Raw genomic sequence first — 16881 nt, forward strand, 5'->3', positions numbered from 1 at the left:
ACTCCCAGGAAACCCGTGACCTTCTTCCACCTCGCTGACCTCGGCAAACTCATCCGTGTCAGCCAAAGGGAACGGAACGAAGGACACCGTCATGACCACCTGGTTCATCACCGGAGCATCCCGCGGCCTGGGCGCCGAGATCGCCCGCACCGCCGTCGACAAGGGCGACAACGTCGTGATCGCGGTGCGCAACCCGGACCGCGTGCCGGAGGACCTCGACAAGGCGGGCAACGTGCTCACCGTCGCCCTTGACGTCACCGACGGCGCGGCCATCCCCGCCGCCGTCCAGGCCGCCGCCGACCGGTTCGGCGCCATCGACGTGCTGGTCAACAACGCCGGCCGCGGCCTGCTCGGCGCCCTGGAGGAGATCACCGACGTCGAGGCCCGCTCTCTGTTCGACCTGAACCTCTTCGGCCTCATCGACATGACCCGCGCCGTGCTGCCCGTCATGCGTCGTCAAGGATCCGGCAAACTCGTGCACATCGGCTCTCGATCCGGTTTCGAGGGCGAGCCCGGGGTGAGCATGTACAACGCCTCGAAGTTCGCCGTGGCCGGGATCAGCGAGGCACTGTCGAAGGAACTGGCGCCGTTCGGCATCCAGTCCATGGTGGTCGAGCCGGGCGTGCTGCGCACCGACTTCCTGGACGCCAGTTCGCTGTCAACGGCCGCGAACAGGATCGCCGCCTACGACGGCACCCCTGCCCATGTGACGCTCGAGTGGGCCGCGACGGCCAGCCACACGCAGCTTGGCGACCCGGTCAAGGGCGCGGCCCTGATCTACGAGGTGACCACGCAGGACACGCTGCCCACCCACCTGTACCTCGGGCCCGACACCATCGACCGGCTTCAGGTCAAGCTCGATCAGATCCACGACGACCTGAACGCCTGGCGGGCCAAGTCCGCCGCCACCGCTCACGACGACGTCGCCGCCTGACCCCCGGCCGATCGCACGGCCCCGTCTCGGCGCCGATCTGCCCGCAACGCACCGTGCCGCCTCACCGGCCCTCGATGGCCGGGCCCTGCTCCACAGCACCACTGGAAGCTTCACAACATCCCCGAAAGAGGTACATGTCATGTCCGCTCTGCTCACTGGCACGCCGCTGGCCGGCCGTGTGGCCGTCGTGTCCGGCGCCTCCAGCGGCATCGGCGCCGCCACCGCGACCCGCCTGGCCGAGCTCGGGGCGAAGGTCGCCGTGCTCGCCCGGCGCAAGGACAAACTCGATGCGCTCGTCGAGAGCATCCATGCCGCCGGAGGCACCGCCATGGCGGTGCCCGTCGACGTCACCGACCGCGACGCCGTCCACGCTGCGGCCCACCAGATCGCCGAGCGGTTCGGCCAGGCGGACCTGGTCTTCAACAATGCCGGCGTTCAGCTCGTCTCCCCGATCACCGACCTGCGTCAGGACGACTGGCAGCGCCAGATCGACCTCAACATCACCGGCGTCATGAACGTCATCGGCGCCTTCGTGCCGCACCTGACCGCTGCCGCCGAAGCGGGCAAGCCGGCCGACCTCATCACCACATCCTCGATCGCCGCGACCCGGATCCTGGAGAAGTTCTCTGTCTACTCCGGCACCAAGGCCTACATCAGCCACCTCACCCGGCTGCTGCGCGTCGAGCTCGGCCGTAAGAACATCCGCGTGGCCACCATCGAACCCGGCATGGTCGACACCGAGCTGCCCGATCACGTCACCGACCCGGACGCGAGCAAGCTCATGGCCGATCTCATCGACCAGATCGACGTTCTGCAGTCCGACGACATCGCCGAGACCGTGGCGTTCATGGCCGCCGTGCCCCGCCATGTCAACCTCACCGAGATCACCATCCTGCCCACCGCCCAGGCCATCTAGCCGACCGGCACACCATGGCGGGGTGAACGGCCGACGGCGGCCGGCCGTTCACCTCGCCGACACCACGACACCCGCCATCACACCGTGCGACGAAAGGCTCCGACCATGACCACCGTCGACGCCGGTCACCCCGACTTCGTGGAGTATCCACTGGAGCACGTGCACCGGCTGATCGAACCCGGACCGGTCATCATGGTGTCCACCTTCGACGGCCGGCGCGCCAACCTGATGACCAACGGTTTCAACATGCCGGTTGCCCACGGCGCCCTCATCGGGCTCATTCTGGGCCCCTGGGACCACAGCTACGACGCGCTGCGCACCACCGGCGAGTGCGTCATCGCGATCCCTTCCATCGACCTGGCCGAACGCGTGGTCGACGTCGGCAACGTCTCCGGCCGCGACGTCGACAAATGGCAGCGGTTCGGCTTCACCCCGGCACCCGGCGCCGTGGTACGGGCACCGCTCGTCACCGAGTGCTTCGCCAACATCGAATGCACCGTCGCCGACGATCGGCTCGTCGACGACCACAACCTGTGGATCCTCAAGGGCGAGCGAGCCTGGATCGATCCTGGCAGGCGCGGAACGGGCGAGTTCCACCACTGCGGCAACGGCACCTTCGCCGGCAACGCCACCACCTTGGACCTGCGGCATCGCATGACCAAGTGGCGGTACCGACTCACGACTGACACCGACCGGATGCGCCGGCCGTACCGGCCTCGTCACCCTCTTCTCGGCTCACGCCCCCTCGGCACGAGCCGTCACCCTCCACGCTCTCGAAGGAAGCCCACCATGACCACAATCTTGGACGAACTGCGCCGCCGTGCCGCCGATCCCGGGCGTCGCATCCTGCTCACCGGAGCCGCCGTCGTCACCATGGACCCCGGCCTCGGCGTCATGCCTCGTGCCGACCTGCTCATCGAAGGCGACCGGATCGCCGCCGTCGGCCCGGATCTCCAGGCCGAGGACGCCTTGATCATCGACGTCACCGGCGCCGTCCTGGCCCCCGGCTTCGTCGACACCCACCGGCACGCCTGGGAGGCCCAACTGCGCCGGATCATGCCCGACGTCAACGACCTCGGCGAGTACGTCACCTCCACCCTGGCCGGGATCGCTCCGGCGTACCAGCCGCAGGACATGTACATCGGAACGAAGCTGGCCGCGCTGACCGCCATCGACAGCGGCATAACCACCATGCTGGACTTCTCCCACAACTCCCGCACCGCCGCCCACTCCGACGCCGCCATCCGGGCGCTGATCGACAGCGGCATCCGGGGCGTGCACGCCTCGATGCGCCCGCACTTCGGCGACTGGGACGGCCAATGGCCTGCCGACCTGACCCGGCTCCAGGACACTTACTTCACCTCCAGTAGTGGGCTCCTCACCCTGCGCCTGGCCACACTCGCCACCGGCGAGATCGCCGGCCCCGACCTCGCCTACGGCGAACGCCTCGCCCGCACCGCCCGTGACCTCGGTATCGGCGTCAGCATCGACGCCGTCTTCGGCCTGCCCTCCTCCGAGGCCATCCTCGACTGGGTCAAGCAAGGACTGCTCGGACCGGACGTCGCCCTTATCCACTGCACGGGCCTGACCTCGCAGGCATGGCAGGCGATGGCCGACACTGGCGCCGCGGTCTCCCTCGCTCCGACCTCGGATGCCCAGATCGGCTTGGAGAGTGCCGTCCCGGCCGTCGACGAGGCGCTCGCCGTCGGCATCCGGCCGAGCCTGAGCATCGACGTCGAAGTCGCGCTGGCCGGCGACATGTTCACGCAGATGCGCGCCCTGCACGCCATCCAGCGCATGCGGGCCGTCAACGCCGCCTACGGCACCGGCGAGTCGCCCACCCGGATCGGCGTGCACGACGTGCTCGACTTCGCCACTCTGCAGGGCGCCAGGAGCATCGGCCTCGGTGACGTCACCGGCTCTCTCACCCCAGGCAAGCAGGCGGACGTGCTCGTCGTCCGCGCCGAGGACCTCAACAACATGCCCCTCAACGACCCGATCGGCACCCTTGTGCTCGGCTCCGACCCGCGCAACATCGACGCAGTCCTCATCGCCGGCCAGGTCCGCAAGTGGGCCGGCACCGTCCTCGACATCGACCTGGCCGGACTGCGCGAGGACGTGCGCGCCTCGCGCGACCGCGTCCTGGCCGCCGCCGGGTACCGGCACACCCGATCATGACCGGCGCAGGCCCGCCACCAGAGACCGGCCTGACCTACGGCGCCTACCCGAACGACGGCGAGCCGGCCCGGCCGAGCCGTCAGGCCCGCGACCACACCGCCCAGGACGCCCTGCACGAGGCCACCCACCTGCCGCAGCCCTGGCACTGACCTCCTTCTCACCCGGAAAGAGCTCGACATGCACACCAGCGAACTCCTCGACACGATCACCAAGAACGGCACCCGTCCGCTGCTGCTGGCCGGAGGCACCGTCATCAGCATGAACGCGATGCTGGGCGACTGGGAGAAGGCCGACGTCCTCATCGGCGGCGACACCATCGTCGGCGTCGGCCCTGGTCTCCTGACCGCCGCAGACGACGACGGCATGATCGTCATCGACTGCACGGGCCGCCTCGTCCTGCCCGCCCGCGCCGATTTCACCGCCACCGGCGCGACCGGGACCCTCACACCCGGCGAGCGCGCCGACATCGCGGTGATCCGCATCGCCGATCCCAAAGGCACCCCGGACGGCCCGGTCATCGCCCGCGCCCGCCACCTGGACATCCTGCTCGACGGCGGCCAGGTCACCCACTACGACGGCCGTCCCACCGGCCCCGCCCGAACCACGGAAGAGGCGGAGCCATCCGCGGTCGCCGCCGACCACCCGTACGTCGGCCTCTGGGTGGACCAGGCCGGCTTCCTCCGGCAGAACCTACTGCCCGACGGCCGCTACGACGAGGCCCGCGGCGATCGCACCAGTGCCTACACCGGCCGCTACTGGATCAACGGTACCCGCATCGACTACCTCGACGACCTCGGCTTCTGGGCCTACGGCGAGTTCCAGGACGGCGACCTGCGGCACGCCGGCTACCGCCTCACCCGCCGCTGACCCCTCAAGCCACGTACGGGCCGGTCGACGGCCGCCTCGGCCGGCCCCCTCCCCCCCGCTCCAAAGGATTCCAGCCCATGTTCAAAAGCCCCCTTCACCTCCTCGCGCTGTTCGCCACGCTGCTCGCGTGCGCCGCTCCCAGCGGAGGCCGGCCGACGCCCGCCACCCACCCGTACATCGGCATGTGGGTCACCGCCGACGGCCGCATTCGCCAGGAACTCCTGCCCGGCGGCCGCTACGAAGAGGAACGCGACGGCCGCAAGCGCGCCTACACCGGCCGTTACACCGTGACCGGTACCCACATCGACTACTTCGACGACCTGGGCTTCACCGCCACCGGTGATGTTCGTGACGGCGTTCTCTACCACGAGCACCTGGTGCTCTACCGCGAGAGGTCAGCTTCTCAGCCCTGAAGGATTGAGCTCGCAGCTCCTCGCCGTCGGTGGCTTCGACGGTTTGGTCCGCGTCAGGCAGCGTGACTCACTGCCCAGCTGGTGACACCGCGTGAGGCGATGTTACGAGCCGCGTTGACGTCGGCGTGCTCAGCGAAGCCGCACGACGTGCAGGAGAAGGTCGCCTGGTCGGGCCGGTTCTTCTTGTCCACGTGCCCGCAGGCCGAGCAGGCCTGCGAGGTGTAGGCCGGGTCCACGTACACCAGAGCGACACCGGCACGGGCCGCCTTGTAGGCGATGAACCGGCCGAGCTGGTGAAAACTCCATGAATGCAACGTGACCCGCTGGGGCTTGCGGAGCCGTACCCGGTCGCGGATGCCCTGGAGATCTTCCAGCGCGATGCCTTGCCCGGTGCGTGTCGCCTCGGTCACGATGCGTTTGGCGATGGTGTGGTTGGTGTCGGCGGCAAAACGCGCTTCTTTACGGCGGCGTTTCCTCAGCAGCCGCTTGGCGGACGTGGTCTGCTTGGCCTGCAGGCGGCGGCGCAACTCGCGGTGGCGGCGGCGGACCGCGTTCAGGCCCTTGCCGCTGTGGCGAACCCCGCCACTGGTGGTCGCGAGGTTCGCGATCCCCAAATCCACCCCCAGGAACCCGTCCGGGGTGGCGACCGGCCGGTCGGGAATGTCGCAGGTGGCGATGAGGAACCACCTGCCATCGCGGTACAGCAGGTCCGATTCGCCCTTGCGATAGGCGGCCAGCGTCTTGAGCTGATCGGCCGAGGCGCTGAACGCCACACTCTTCATCCGCCCGCACGTGGTCCAGATCGACACCGTCCGCGCGCCCATCTGCCAGGACAGACAGCGGTCGTCGAACGGCTGGGCCGCGCCGGGGCGAAAGACGATCGGCTTGGCCAAGGCCCGCTCGCGCCGCGCGGAGCCGGGCCTGCCCAGATTGCCGTTGCGGAGATTGGCGTGCAGCGTGGCGTAGGCGTCGGTGACCTTCTTGATGACATGCTGCGCGGCCTGAGCCGCCAGCCCGTAGTCGTCCTTGATCTGCCCGTAGGCGTGCTTGCGCAGGTCGTAGTTGCGGAATACCCGCTGGTGGTGGGCGAGCGCCGAGACCCAGGTGGCCGCCTCGTTGGCCGCGCGCAGGGTCGCCTCCAGCGCCGCCGCCTGCTCAGGCGTCGGCAGAAGCTTGACCTGCACCACCAGCTTCACATCGAACACTCTAGCGTTAGGTCCATGTCACCGAGATGGGAACCGAACCCCGAGGTAAGAAGAGGCCGAAGCGTGGTCTGTACGCTTCATGCGCATTTGGTCTTCGTCCCGAGGTATCGGCGGGGTGTGTTCACCAATGAGATCCTGCGTCGCTGCGAGGACATCATGATCGAGGTGTGCGACAGTTTCGGGGCGGAGCTGGTCGAGTTCAACGGCGAGGAGGATCATGTGCACCTGCTCGTGCACTACCCACCCAAGGTCGCTCTCTCGACGCTGGTGAACAGCCTCAAGGGCGTGTCCGCCCGGCTACTTCGCAAGGAGTATCCGGCACATATCCGTCAGTATCTGTGGGGCGGGCATTTGTGGTCGCCGTCGTACTTCGCCGCCTCCTGTGGCGGCGCACCCCTATCGATCATCAAGGAGTACATCGAAGACCAGAGGCGCCCGGGCTGAGCCGCTCGACGGCCTACCGGTCACCGCACCGCTCGGGCCTTGGCGGCCCTCCCGCGCTGTCGTTTCCTTTCGGGCGTGAACGCCCGGGGTTCCACGCCAGATCACGCTGAACACCAGCAGCACCAACCGCCTGGCGAGCCCTGCAACCCCGCACACCGCGCCCGCAGAAAGGACAAGCCATGCCACGCAACGTGCTGACCTCCACGGCCTGCGCGGCCCTGGCGCTCATAGTGACCGCCGGGTGCGCCACAGCTCCACGACCATCCACCACCGCCCTCGCACCCCCAGCCGACCGGGGCCGCCCCTTCGATCCGACCAACATCGCGGATCTGAACAACTAGCCGAGGTCGAAGGCGACGTCGGCGAGGTGAACCGTTTGCACCTCCGGGTCGTCGAGGAGCCTGCGCAGGTCGGCGAGTTTCCAGTGGTCGACGACGAGCCCGTACACGACGCCCTCCTCGGCCGCTCCCGAGAGCCAACCGTGGCTCAACCCGAACTCGTTGAGGTCGTCCCCTTCGTCAAGCAGTCCGACCCACCTGCGGAACTCCGCCAGCGCCGCCTCGGGCTCGGTCTCGCACTGATAGTTGAGTTCCTCCCAGCTGTGCTCCTTGGTCATGCCGCGGTTCCAGACGACCGCGTTCAACGGGGGGTCGCCGCTGGAATCGTCGTAGTAGGACGGGGAATAGATATAGGAGACGCCTCCCCCTCCGCAGAGTTTGTGCCTCCGGTTGAAGGCGACGAGCCGATCGGTGGTCATCGGGCGCGCGAACTCCATGACCGCGACGGCGTCGAGCGTCTGGGGGAGCCCGTCGATGGTCTTCCGGGCCTCCTCCGTCGGCTCCCTGTCGACGTCGGGATCCGCCTCCACGGAAGCGATCGCGTCGGCCAGACTGCCGGACGGCCCGTCGAGGGAGGGGGCCCGGACGGCGCCGAACAGGTTCTCCACGATCTCGTACTTCGTCTCTCCCTCGCCGGGGCCGGCCCGGCGCGGCTCCCCCCACAGCGTGTAGGTCGTCTCCAGCAGTCCCCCGGCATCGCTGTAACCGTAGAACAGGTGCTTGTCCGGGTTTGCGACGCGGGCGGCCGTGCCGTACACCCGAGCCGTCCGCTCGTCGTCGAAGTCGGTGAACAGCCACAGAACCCGGTCGACCGCGCTGAAGGCCAGGAACAGCGCCGTGGTGACGGCCAGGACCTTGACCAGGGATCTGGCCACGTACGCCCAGTCGGGTTCCCTCCCGTTCACCACCGCACACTCCTGCGACCTAGATCAAATCGGGTACGACGCACCATAGCCGCCCGGAACCTGCGTGGACAGGAAAGCTCGGTAATCGAGGACACCGTGGGCGGCCACGATGCCGCTGGAGGCGTTCGACCGGCCCACGATGTCCGCGGGCCCAGGGCGGCGGTGAAGCCTTAGGGCTTGCAGGTGATCGACCCGTGGCTCTCGGGAATGTCGCTCGTTCGTATTCCTCGCCCAAAGCCGGCCCGGCGGTGTTCGGTGGGGCCGTCACCAGGCTCGACGGAAGACGACTCCGGTGATTCTCGGGGACACCGGGGGCCTCTCGCCGTGACGTTGGCCGCGGTACGGCCGGGCTTTCCCGTCCTGCCGATGCCGGCGCTGACCGCGTCCCGCCGGAGCTGATCAGGGCGGGGAACCTCGATGTGTCAGGCCACCTTGACGTCAAGAAGGCTTGACGTCAAGGTAGCCTGACGAAATACTCGAACCATGTCCACTCCTGACGAGCTTGAACGCCGGTTCACGCTGCTGACCGCAGCCGCGCGCTACGACGCGCTACGCACCCGTGACGCCCTGGCCGCACCGGCCGATGAGGACGACCCCGCGCTCACACCGCCTGACCCCGACGCGGAGCCCCTGACCCGGGGCGAGGCGCTGGAGCTTCTCGCGCTGGGCGAGGTGATCGCGCGGAAGGCGGGCTACGGACGTCAGCTCTCCGTGCGCTCCGCCCGCCAGGCAGGCGCCTCGTGGTCGCAGATCGGTGCCGCCCTGGGAACCAGCAAGCAGGCGGCGTGGGAGGCCCACAACCGATGGATCGACGAACAGGCCGGGGAACGCGACGGTCACTGGGGCTGGGACGAGAACGACGTGGCGGCCGCGCGCATACTCGCCGGCGACCCCGAAGGCGAGAACGCGGAATGAGCGTGCTCGTTCAGAAGTGGCCGATACCGGCCGAGGTGGAGGTGAGGGCCCAGCGATGGAGGAGCGAGGTCGTCTCGGCCTCGCGCATCTGAGTTCTCAGGCCGTAGTGGTTCGCGTCCTGGCCCAGTACGCGGGCGGCCTCGCGGGCGTGTTCGATGTGGTCGAACGCGGTCTGCCGGTCAGCCGCACGGGCAGCGAAGATCGCGGATCGGAGATGGGCCGCGCCGTACACGCTCAGTTCGGCGGCGGTCAGCCGGCCGAGGTCCTCGCCGACCTCGCGCCGTATCCGATCCAGGAGGATCAGCCCCTTGTCGTAGGTGGCCGTCGCCAGGAACAGCGTCGAGCGCTGCCACTGCGTGCGGGCGACCCGCAGCGGGTCCTGTGACGCCTGGGCAGCCCATGCCACGCGATCCATGGCGAGGCCCCGCAGGTCGAAGTAGCCCAGCGTGTAGGCGATCGCCGTCACTCCGGTGTACGCCTCGGAGAGCAGCCCGAAAAGTTCGTCACGTCGGGCTCCCTCGCTGGCGTGAACGGCTCGCGTCAGCTCTTCCAGCAGGCCCGGAAGCATCTCCCCGAGCTGGATGTACCGGGCCTGCCTGCCCAGTGCGGACGCGCGCCGCACGTCCGCGCGGAGCTGCTCTGTCGGCGGCGGTGGGACGTCCTCGTCGGGCAGGTCCCAGGACAGGAGTGCTCGTCGGAGCTGCGGGACGCGCTCGTGGATCCGGTCCTCTCGCGTGCCGGGGTCACGGTACGGCTGGCCGGTCAGCTCACCGAGCTCGATCCGCAGGGTCCGCGCCACAGCGGTGATAAGGGCCTGCGTGGCCGGTTTGTGCCCCCGTTCGACCTGGGTGATCAGGCTCTTGGAACAGGGCACTCGGTCAGCGAGTTGCTGTTGCGTCAGACCGCGCAGCTTACGAGCCTGGGCGATCCGCCGTCCGACAGCTTCTTCGGCGGCTGGGCCATTCGTACTGCCGTCGCGCATGAGCAGGCCCCACACGTATCTGTAACGGTCCTTACAACCTCAGGCTACGTGCGGAGCCTTTGGTGTGTCAGGGGAACGTCGTGCGGATCGGTTGAGCGGCGATGGCGGGTGCGCCACTCGGCCTTCGCGTGACCATGGGGAAGACCCTTGACAGTGGGATTTCCGGAGGTCACGCTGTTGCGTATAGCGCTGCTTGTTCTGCTTTACGAAACCGGGGTTTGTTGCGATGATCCCTGTCTGCCCCCTCGCGGCCCTTCCTCCGGGTGAGGCCCATCGGCTCGACGTCGACCCGCCCATCGCTGTCTTCCACACCGAGGACGGCGAGATCTACGCCGTGGACGACACCTGCACCCACCAGGACGCCTCGCTCTCCGACGGGTGGCTGGAGGGGTGTGAGATCGAGTGCCCCCTGCACGCCTCCAGCTTCGACCTGCGGACGGGACGTCCGAGCAGCCCCCCTGCCAAGCTGCCGCTGCGCACCCACCGGGTGGTGGTCTCCGGCGACACCGTCTACGTGGTGCCCTCCGAGGAGCCGCCGAACCTGCCGCCCGGTGTGCGCGCGGGTACCGCATGACGCCGGCGCGCGCCCTCCCCGGCAACGGCCGCCCCAACCCGTCGACATGGCAGACCAGGGAGCGATCGTGACCGCGAGAAGCCTGCCGCCCAGCGTGATCGCCACCCTGCCCGGCGGCTACTACACCGACGAGAACGTCTTCGCCCTGGAGCAGGCCCGCGTCTTCGAGTCGATGTGGTTCTGCGTCGTCCGTGCCTCCGATCTGGGAAAGCCGGGGGCCTTCAGAACCGTCCAGGTGGGCCGGGAGAGCGTCCTGGTCACCCGGGCCAGGGACGGCTCGATCCGGGCCTTCCTCAACGTGTGCCGTCACCGCGGCGCCCGGATCCGCACCGAGGAGTCCGGCGAGGTCAAGCGGGCCTTCCAGTGTCCGTACCATGCCTGGACCTACGACCTTGAGGGCAGGCTGATCGCCGCGCCGAACCTGACGAAGATGCCCGACCTCGACCGGGTCGAGTACGGGCTGGTCAACGTGGCCGTGCGCGAGTGGATCGGGTACGTGTGGGTCTGCCTGGCCGACGAGCCGCCGTCGTTCGAGGCGGACGTGATCGGCGAGGCGACGGCCCGGCTGGGCGACGAGCGGGCCATCGAGAGCTACGACATCGCCAACCTGGCGGTGGGCCGCAGGATCGTCTACGACGTGCGGGCGAACTGGAAGCTCATCGTGGAGAACTTCATGGAGTGCTACCACTGCGCCACCATCCATCCCGAGCTCACCGAGGTGCTGCCGGAGTTCGCCGACGGGTACGCGGCGCAGTCCTTCGTCGGGCACGGGGCGGAGTTCGGCGAGGAGATCCAGGGGTTCACCGTCGACGGCTCGGCGGGGGTGGACCGCATCCCCGGAGTCGGCGAGGAGCAGGACCGCCGCTACTACGCGATCACCATCAAGCCGCAGGTCTTCGTCAACCTGGTGCCCGACCACGTGATCCTGCACCGGATGTTCCCGCTGGCGGCCGACCGGACGATCGTGGAGTGCGACTGGCTCTTCCGCAAGGACGTCGTGGACGCGGGCACCGATCTCGGCCCGTCCGTGGAGCTCTTCCACCGGGTCAACGAGCAGGACTTCGCGGCCTGTGAGAGGTGCCAGCCCGCGATGAACTCCCGCGCGTACGCCCGGGGCGGGGTCCTGGTGCCCAGCGAGCACCACATCGGAGCCTTCCACGACTGGGTGATCGGCAAGCTGGGGACCGGGTCCGGCTGACGGCGGGAAGGCGCCTATAGTGTGCCCGACCCGCAATTCACGGGGTCAGGGTGAGGGAAGGAGACGCGAGGATGGCCAGGAAGGCTCCGCGCGACGACGTCAACGAGGACGGCATTGAGATCGGGCCTCCCAAGGAGTGGGCAGCGGGCATACCGGGGGTGACCCGATCGCTACTGACCGCCAACGCCCAGATGGGCGTCGGCCGCACCCTTCTCACCCTGGCCGGGGTCAACCAGAAGGAAGGCTTCGACTGCCCGGGCTGCGCCTGGCCCGAGGGCGAGCACCGCAGCCCGTTCGAGTTCTGCGAGAACGGCGCGAAGGCGGTGGCCGAGGAGGCCACGGTCCGCAGGGTCACCCGTGACTTCTTCGCCCGGCACACCGTCGACGACCTGGCCGGGCACACCGAATACTGGCTGGGCCAGCAGGGGCGGCTCACCGAGCCGATGCACAAGCCCGAGGGCTCCGACCACTACGTGCCGGTGAGCTGGGATGACGCGTTCTCCCTGATCGCGCGGGAACTGCGCGCGCTGGACAGCCCGGACGAGGCGCTCTTCTACACCTCGGGGCGCACCTCGAACGAGGCCGCGTTCGCCTACCAGCTTCTGGTGCGCAGGTTCGGCACCAACAACCTGCCCGACTGCTCCAACATGTGCCACGAGTCCAGCGGCTCGGCGCTCAACGAGACCCTCGGCATCGGCAAGGGCACGGTCTCGCTGGAGGACCTGTACCGGGCCGACCTGATCTTCGTGGTCGGTCAGAACCCCGGCACCAACCACCCGCGCATGCTCTCGGCCTTGGAACGGGCCAAGCGTGAAGGCGCCCGGATCGTCGCGGTCAACCCGCTGCCCGAGGCCGGACTGCTCCGCTTCAAGAACCCGCAGCGGCCGTCGGGGTTGGTGGGCAAGGGTACGACGCTGTCCGATCGGTTCCTGCAGATCCGGCTCAACGGTGACCTCGCGCTCTTCAAGGCGATGTCGCTGCTGCTGCTCGAAGCCGAGGAGGCCGCCCCCGGCACCGTGATCGACCGTGACTTCGTCGAGGCGCACACCCACGGTTTCGACGACTGGGCCGAGGACCTGCGTTCCCTGGACTGGGCGGAGGTCGAGGAGGCGACCGGGCTGGACCGCCCGGCCATCGAGGAGGCCGTACGGGAGGTGCTGGGCGCGAAGTCGGTGATCGTGTGCTGGGCGATGGGGCTCACCCAGCACAAGAACTCCGTCGCCACCATCAGGGAGGTCGTCAACTTCCTGCTGCTCCGTGGCAACGTGGGCCGCGCGGGCGCGGGGGTCTGCCCGGTCAGGGGCCACTCCAACGTCCAGGGCGACCGCACCATGGGCATCTACGAGAAACCACCGGCCCGGTTCCTGGACGCGCTGCGCGACGAGTTCGGCTTCGAGCCGCCCCGCGAGCACGGCTTCGACACCGTGGAGGCGATCAGGGCGCTCCGCTCCGAGCAGGCGAAGGTCTTCATCGCGATGGGCGGCAACTTCGTGTCCGCCACCCCCGACACGGCGGCGACCGAGGAGGCGATGCGCCGGGCCAGGCTGACGGTGCAGGTCTCCACCAAGCTGAACCGCTCGCACGCCGTGTGCGGGCGCGAGGCGCTCATCCTCCCCACGCTGGGGCGCACCGAACGCGACGGCGATCGTTTCGTCACGGTCGAGGACTCCATGGGCATGGTGCACGCCTCGCGGGGCAAGCTGCGGCCCGCCTCCGACGACCTGCTCTCCGAGGTGGAGATCGTCTGCCGGCTGGCCGTGGAGCTGTTCGGCGACGACCCGCACGTGCCGTGGCAGGAGTTCGCGGCCGACTACGACGCGATCCGCGACCGCGTCTCCCGGGTGGTGCCCGGGTTCGACGACTTCAACGTCCGGGTCCGGGCTCCCGGCGGCTTCGCGCTGCCCAACGCGCCCCGCGACGAGCGCCGCTTCCCGACCGCGACGGGCAAGGCCAACTTCACGGTCAACGACCTGGAGGTGTTGCGGGTGCCGCCGGGGCGGTTGCTGCTCCAGACGGTCCGCAGCCACGACCAGTACAACACCACGATCTACGGCATGGACGACCGCTACCGGGGCGTGCGCAACGGCCGCCGGGTGGTCTTCGTGCACGCCGACGACCTGGCCGAGCGGGATCTGGCCGACGGGGACATGGTGGACCTGGTCAGCGAGTGGCCCGACGGGGAGCGCAGGGCGGAGTCCTTCCGTGCGGTCGCCTACCCGACCGCGCGCGGCTGCTGCGCCGCGTACTTCCCGGAGACCAACGTGCTCGTGCCGCTCGACTCGGTCGCGGAGACCTCCAACACCCCCACCTCCAAGAGCGTGGTGGTCAGGCTCGTCCGGCGTACCCCAGGCGATGGCTGATGTCGCGGGCGCCGGCGATCACGAGCGGTGCCAGCTCGTGCAGCCGGTCCTCGCCGAAGCGGTACGCGGGGCCTGACGCGCTGACCGCGGCGACGATCTCACCGTCGTAGGAGCGGATGGGTGCGGCGATGGCGTTCAGGCCGATCTCGTACTCCTCGACGGTGACCGCGTAGCCCCGCTCGCGGGCCTGGAGAAGCTGCTTGTCCAGGGCGGCGGCGGAGGTGATCGTGCTCGGGGTGTAGCGCTCCAGGCCGGCCGCGGTGACCAGCCGGGTCCGGTGCGCCTCGTCGAGGTAGGCCAGCAGGACCTTCCCGCTGGAGGTGGCGTGCAGCGGGGTGAGCTGGCCGACCCAGTTGTGCGTGGTGACCGCCGCGGGCCCGCGTACCTGGTCCAGGTTGACCGCGTAGTGGGAGCGCAGCACCGCCAGGTTGACCGTCTCGCCGAGTTCCTCGGCGAGACGGCGGCAGACCGGGCGGCTCTGCTGGGTCAGGTCGAGCCGGGAGGCCACCCCGCCCGCGAGGCGGATGAGGCCGAAGCTGAGGCGATATTTTCCCCGGTCCTCCGCCTGCTCGACCAGGCCGCGCGCCTCCAGCGCGCCCAGCAGCCGGAACGCCGTCGACTTGTGCACCGATATCTCCTGGGCTATCTCGCTCACCCCGGCCTCGCGGCGCTCGGCGAGGATCTCCAGGATGGTGATGGCCCGGTCGACGGACTGGACTCCACCGCTGCTGTCGGTGCGACCGCCGAGAGGATCGTTGCCCATAGCGCAACTGTAGGTGCTGGAAAGGGAACGAACGTCATCGGGGACGACAATATCCGTTGCGAATAGTGCACCTTATTGCGCCATTAGCTACAATTTCGAACACTGTTCCTGCTTGAGCGAGGCGAGGCGGACATGTACGACTTTGTCATCGTTGGAGGTGGCTCGGCCGGAAGCGCCCTCGCCAACCGGCTCTCCGCCGACCCCGCCAACCGGGTGCTGGTGCTGGAGGCGGGTCGCCCGGACTACCCGTGGGACGTCTTCATCCACATGCCGGCCGCGCTGCCCTTCCCCATCGGGAACCGCCTCTACGACTGGAAGTACGCCTCCGAGCCCGAGCCGCACATGAACGGCCGCCGCATTTACCACGCCAGGGGCAAGGTGCTGGGTGGCTCAAGCAGCATCAACGGCATGATCTTCCAGCGGGGCAACCCGCTGGACTACCAGCGCTGGGGCGCCGACCCCGGCATGGAGACCTGGGACTTCGCCCACTGCCTGCCGTATTTCAAGCGCATGGAGAACTGCCTGGCCGCCGACCCCGCCGACCCGATGCGCGGGCGGGGCGGGCCCCTCGTGCTGGAACGCGGACCGGTGCGCAATCCGCTGTTCGGGGCCTTCTTCGAGGCGGTGCAGCAGGCCGGATACCCGCTGACCGACGACGTCAACGGCTACCGCCAGGAGGGCTTCGCCCGGTTCGACCGCAACATCAGCAGGGGGCGCCGGCTGTCCGCCGCCCGCGCCTATCTGCACCCGGTCGCGAAGCGCCCCAACCTGGAGGTCAGAACGCGGGCGTTCGTCACCGGAATCCTCTTCGAGGGAAAGCGCGCCGTCGGCGTCGAGTACGACGGCCGGACGGTCCGCGCGGGCGAGGTCATCCTCTGCGGCGGCGCGATCAACTCACCGCAGCTGCTCCAGCTCTCCGGGGTGGGCGACGCCGCCGAGCTGGGTGCCCTCGGCGTCGACGTCGTGCACGACCTGCCGGGCGTCGGCGAGAACCTCCAGGACCACCTGGAGGTCTACATCCAGTACGGCTGCAGGCGGCCGGTCTCCATGCAGCCCGCGATGAAGTGGCGCAACCGGCCGTGGATCGGCGCGCGCTGGCTGTTCGCGCGGAGCGGCCCCGGTGCGACCAACCACTTCGAGGCGGGCGGCTTCACCCGGAGCAATGACGATGTCGACTACCCCAACCTGATGTTCCACTTCCTGCCCATCGCGGTCCGCTACGACGGCTCGGCTCCGGCGGGCGGGCACGGCTACCAGGTGCACATCGGGCCGATGTACTCGGACTCCCGAGGCTCGGTGAAGATCAGGAGCACCGATCCCCGGGTCCACCCGGCGCTCCGTTTCAACTACCTGTCCACCGCGCAGGACCGGCGCGAGTGGGTGGAGGCGGTCCGCGTCGCCCGGGACATCCTCAACCAGCCGGCCATGGACGAGTTCAACGCGGGAGAGCTGTCGCCGGGGCCCGGGGTCGAGACCGACGAGGAGATCCTCGACTGGGTGGCCAGGGACGGCGAGACCGCGTTGCACCCCTCGTGCACCGCGCGGATGGGCGTCGACGACATGTCCGTGGTGGACCCGCTCTCCATGCGGGTGCACGGCCTCGAGGGACTGCGTGTGGTGGACGCCTCGGTGATGCCGTACGTGACCAACGGCAACATCTACGCGCCGGTCATGATGGTGGCGGAGAAGGCGGCGGACCTGATCCTGGGCAACACCCCGCTCGCCGCCGAGCACGTCGACTTCTACCGGCATCGCGACGGCTCCGCCCGCTGACCGTGGGCCCGTTCGGTCCGCTTTCACCTGGCATGTCGGACTCTCGCCGGGGTGCCGCTCGCCCGCGCCCTGAAGAAGTCGTTCGGGTAACCGGCCGTCGTGCCTGTTCACCGATC

Annotated in this window: 17 protein-coding genes; 13 read left to right on the forward strand and 4 right to left on the reverse strand. The window is 69.0% G+C overall.

Annotated features, from left to right (window positions below; translation table 11 throughout):
- Window positions 1-91: 91 nt before the first annotated feature.
- The 6 genes from ABT130_RS11345 to ABT130_RS11370 all read left to right on the forward strand — a co-directional run bounded on the left by ABT130_RS11345 (window position 92) and on the right by ABT130_RS11370 (window position 5308).
- Window positions 92-934 carry an SDR family NAD(P)-dependent oxidoreductase gene (locus ABT130_RS11345; RefSeq protein ID WP_350954806.1) on the forward strand — a complete coding sequence of 281 codons (843 nt, stop codon included), beginning with the start codon at window positions 92-94 and terminating at the stop codon, window positions 932-934.
- Window positions 935-1073: 139 nt separating this feature from the next.
- A complete protein-coding gene (locus tag ABT130_RS11350) occupies window positions 1074-1850 on the forward strand; it encodes an SDR family oxidoreductase (protein WP_350925434.1) in 777 nt (258 codons plus the stop codon).
- Window positions 1851-1955: 105 nt separating this feature from the next.
- On the forward strand, window positions 1956-4028 hold the full coding sequence (locus tag ABT130_RS11355) for a flavin reductase (protein WP_350954808.1): 2073 nt from the start codon (window positions 1956-1958) through the stop codon (window positions 4026-4028).
- On the forward strand, window positions 4025-4177 hold the full coding sequence (locus tag ABT130_RS11360) for a hypothetical protein (RefSeq protein ID WP_350954810.1): 153 nt from the start codon (window positions 4025-4027) through the stop codon (window positions 4175-4177). Before ABT130_RS11355 ends, ABT130_RS11360 begins: the two co-directional genes overlap by 4 nt.
- A 28-nt stretch (window positions 4178-4205) precedes the next feature.
- Window positions 4206-4895: an Atu4866 domain-containing protein gene (locus ABT130_RS11365; RefSeq protein WP_350954812.1), complete on the forward strand. Its 690-nt coding sequence runs from the start codon at window positions 4206-4208 to the stop codon at window positions 4893-4895.
- A gap of 77 nt (window positions 4896-4972) precedes the next feature.
- Window positions 4973-5308: an Atu4866 domain-containing protein gene (locus ABT130_RS11370; RefSeq protein ID WP_350954814.1), complete on the forward strand. Its 336-nt coding sequence runs from the start codon at window positions 4973-4975 to the stop codon at window positions 5306-5308.
- Window positions 5309-5361: 53 nt separating this feature from the next.
- Here the strand turns inward: ABT130_RS11370 and ABT130_RS11375 are convergent, their stop codons facing one another.
- Complete coding sequence (locus ABT130_RS11375; protein WP_502992120.1) at window positions 5362-6504, reverse strand: RNA-guided endonuclease InsQ/TnpB family protein; 1143 nt, start codon at window positions 6502-6504, stop codon at window positions 5362-5364.
- A 24-nt stretch (window positions 6505-6528) separates the two neighbouring features.
- Here ABT130_RS11375 and tnpA point away from each other — a divergent pair, with 24 nt between their 5' ends.
- Together tnpA and ABT130_RS11385 are read left to right on the forward strand one after the other, a co-directional pair.
- Window positions 6529-6957 (forward strand): IS200/IS605 family transposase, encoded by a 429-nt coding sequence (gene tnpA, locus ABT130_RS11380; RefSeq protein ID WP_350954818.1) that lies wholly within the window; start codon window positions 6529-6531, stop codon window positions 6955-6957.
- Window positions 6958-7136: 179 nt separating this feature from the next.
- Window positions 7137-7298, forward strand: coding sequence for a hypothetical protein (locus ABT130_RS11385; protein WP_350954820.1), 162 nt, complete (start codon window positions 7137-7139; stop codon window positions 7296-7298).
- Here the strand turns inward: ABT130_RS11385 and ABT130_RS11390 are convergent.
- Window positions 7295-8200: a hypothetical protein gene (locus tag ABT130_RS11390; protein WP_350954821.1), complete on the reverse strand. Its 906-nt coding sequence runs from the start codon at window positions 8198-8200 to the stop codon at window positions 7295-7297. The two genes, ABT130_RS11385 and ABT130_RS11390, sit on opposite strands and share 4 nt — an antisense overlap.
- Before the next feature lie 483 nt (window positions 8201-8683).
- Between ABT130_RS11390 and ABT130_RS11395 the strand changes: the two genes are divergently transcribed.
- Complete coding sequence (locus tag ABT130_RS11395) at window positions 8684-9115, forward strand: hypothetical protein (RefSeq protein ID WP_350954822.1); 432 nt, start codon at window positions 8684-8686, stop codon at window positions 9113-9115.
- Window positions 9116-9125: 10 nt separating this feature from the next.
- On the opposite strand, the gene ABT130_RS11400 is transcribed toward ABT130_RS11395, so the two are convergent.
- Window positions 9126-10097: a helix-turn-helix domain-containing protein gene (locus tag ABT130_RS11400; RefSeq protein WP_350954902.1), complete on the reverse strand. Its 972-nt coding sequence runs from the start codon at window positions 10095-10097 to the stop codon at window positions 9126-9128.
- Window positions 10098-10323: 226 nt separating this feature from the next.
- Between ABT130_RS11400 and ABT130_RS11405 the strand changes: the two genes are divergently transcribed.
- The 3 genes from ABT130_RS11405 to ABT130_RS11415 all read left to right on the forward strand — a co-directional run bounded on the left by ABT130_RS11405 (window position 10324) and on the right by ABT130_RS11415 (window position 14229).
- Entirely contained in the window at window positions 10324-10671 is a 348-nt protein-coding gene (locus tag ABT130_RS11405) for a bifunctional 3-phenylpropionate/cinnamic acid dioxygenase ferredoxin subunit (protein WP_350954823.1), read from the forward strand.
- 46 nt (window positions 10672-10717) lie between these two features.
- Window positions 10718-11869, forward strand: coding sequence for an aromatic ring-hydroxylating oxygenase subunit alpha (locus tag ABT130_RS11410; RefSeq protein WP_451936005.1), 1152 nt, complete (start codon window positions 10718-10720; stop codon window positions 11867-11869).
- Between the two features lie 71 nt (window positions 11870-11940).
- Window positions 11941-14229, forward strand: a complete 2289-nt coding sequence (locus tag ABT130_RS11415) for an FdhF/YdeP family oxidoreductase (RefSeq protein WP_350926379.1) — start codon at window positions 11941-11943, stop codon at window positions 14227-14229.
- Here ABT130_RS11415 and ABT130_RS11420 read toward each other — a convergent pair.
- Window positions 14195-14992: an IclR family transcriptional regulator gene (locus ABT130_RS11420; protein WP_350926377.1), complete on the reverse strand. Its 798-nt coding sequence runs from the start codon at window positions 14990-14992 to the stop codon at window positions 14195-14197. The two genes, ABT130_RS11415 and ABT130_RS11420, sit on opposite strands and share 35 nt — an antisense overlap.
- Before the next feature lie 132 nt (window positions 14993-15124).
- Between ABT130_RS11420 and betA the strand changes: the two genes are divergently transcribed.
- On the forward strand, window positions 15125-16765 hold the full coding sequence (gene betA / locus ABT130_RS11425; protein ID WP_350926375.1) for a choline dehydrogenase: 1641 nt from the start codon (window positions 15125-15127) through the stop codon (window positions 16763-16765).
- The last annotated feature ends 116 nt before the right edge of the window (window positions 16766-16881 follow it).

This window comes from Streptosporangium sp. NPDC001681 (assembly GCF_040298085.1).
In the GTDB taxonomy this organism is placed as follows: domain Bacteria; phylum Actinomycetota; class Actinomycetes; order Streptosporangiales; family Streptosporangiaceae; genus Streptosporangium.

Coding starts and splice junctions, on each gene's coding strand:
- ABT130_RS11385 (WP_350954820.1), top strand. CDS start 7,137: ATGCCACGCAACGTGCTGACCTCCACGGCCTGCGCGGCCCTGGCGCTC.
- ABT130_RS11345 (WP_350954806.1), top strand. CDS start 92: ATGACCACCTGGTTCATCACCGGAGCATCCCGCGGCCTGGGCGCCGAG.
- tnpA (WP_350954818.1), top strand. CDS start 6,529: ATGTCACCGAGATGGGAACCGAACCCCGAGGTAAGAAGAGGCCGAAGC.
- ABT130_RS11360 (WP_350954810.1), top strand. CDS start 4,025: ATGACCGGCGCAGGCCCGCCACCAGAGACCGGCCTGACCTACGGCGCC.
- ABT130_RS11355 (WP_350954808.1), top strand. CDS start 1,956: ATGACCACCGTCGACGCCGGTCACCCCGACTTCGTGGAGTATCCACTG.
- ABT130_RS11415 (WP_350926379.1), top strand. CDS start 11,941: ATGGCCAGGAAGGCTCCGCGCGACGACGTCAACGAGGACGGCATTGAG.
- ABT130_RS11350 (WP_350925434.1), top strand. CDS start 1,074: ATGTCCGCTCTGCTCACTGGCACGCCGCTGGCCGGCCGTGTGGCCGTC.
- ABT130_RS11420 (WP_350926377.1), bottom strand. CDS start 14,992: ATGGGCAACGATCCTCTCGGCGGTCGCACCGACAGCAGCGGTGGAGTC.
- ABT130_RS11395 (WP_350954822.1), top strand. CDS start 8,684: ATGTCCACTCCTGACGAGCTTGAACGCCGGTTCACGCTGCTGACCGCA.
- ABT130_RS11405 (WP_350954823.1), top strand. CDS start 10,324: ATGATCCCTGTCTGCCCCCTCGCGGCCCTTCCTCCGGGTGAGGCCCAT.
- ABT130_RS11400 (WP_350954902.1), bottom strand. CDS start 10,097: ATGCGCGACGGCAGTACGAATGGCCCAGCCGCCGAAGAAGCTGTCGGA.
- ABT130_RS11410 (WP_451936005.1), top strand. CDS start 10,718: ATGGCAGACCAGGGAGCGATCGTGACCGCGAGAAGCCTGCCGCCCAGC.
- ABT130_RS11370 (WP_350954814.1), top strand. CDS start 4,973: ATGTTCAAAAGCCCCCTTCACCTCCTCGCGCTGTTCGCCACGCTGCTC.
- ABT130_RS11365 (WP_350954812.1), top strand. CDS start 4,206: ATGCACACCAGCGAACTCCTCGACACGATCACCAAGAACGGCACCCGT.
- betA (WP_350926375.1), top strand. CDS start 15,125: ATGTACGACTTTGTCATCGTTGGAGGTGGCTCGGCCGGAAGCGCCCTC.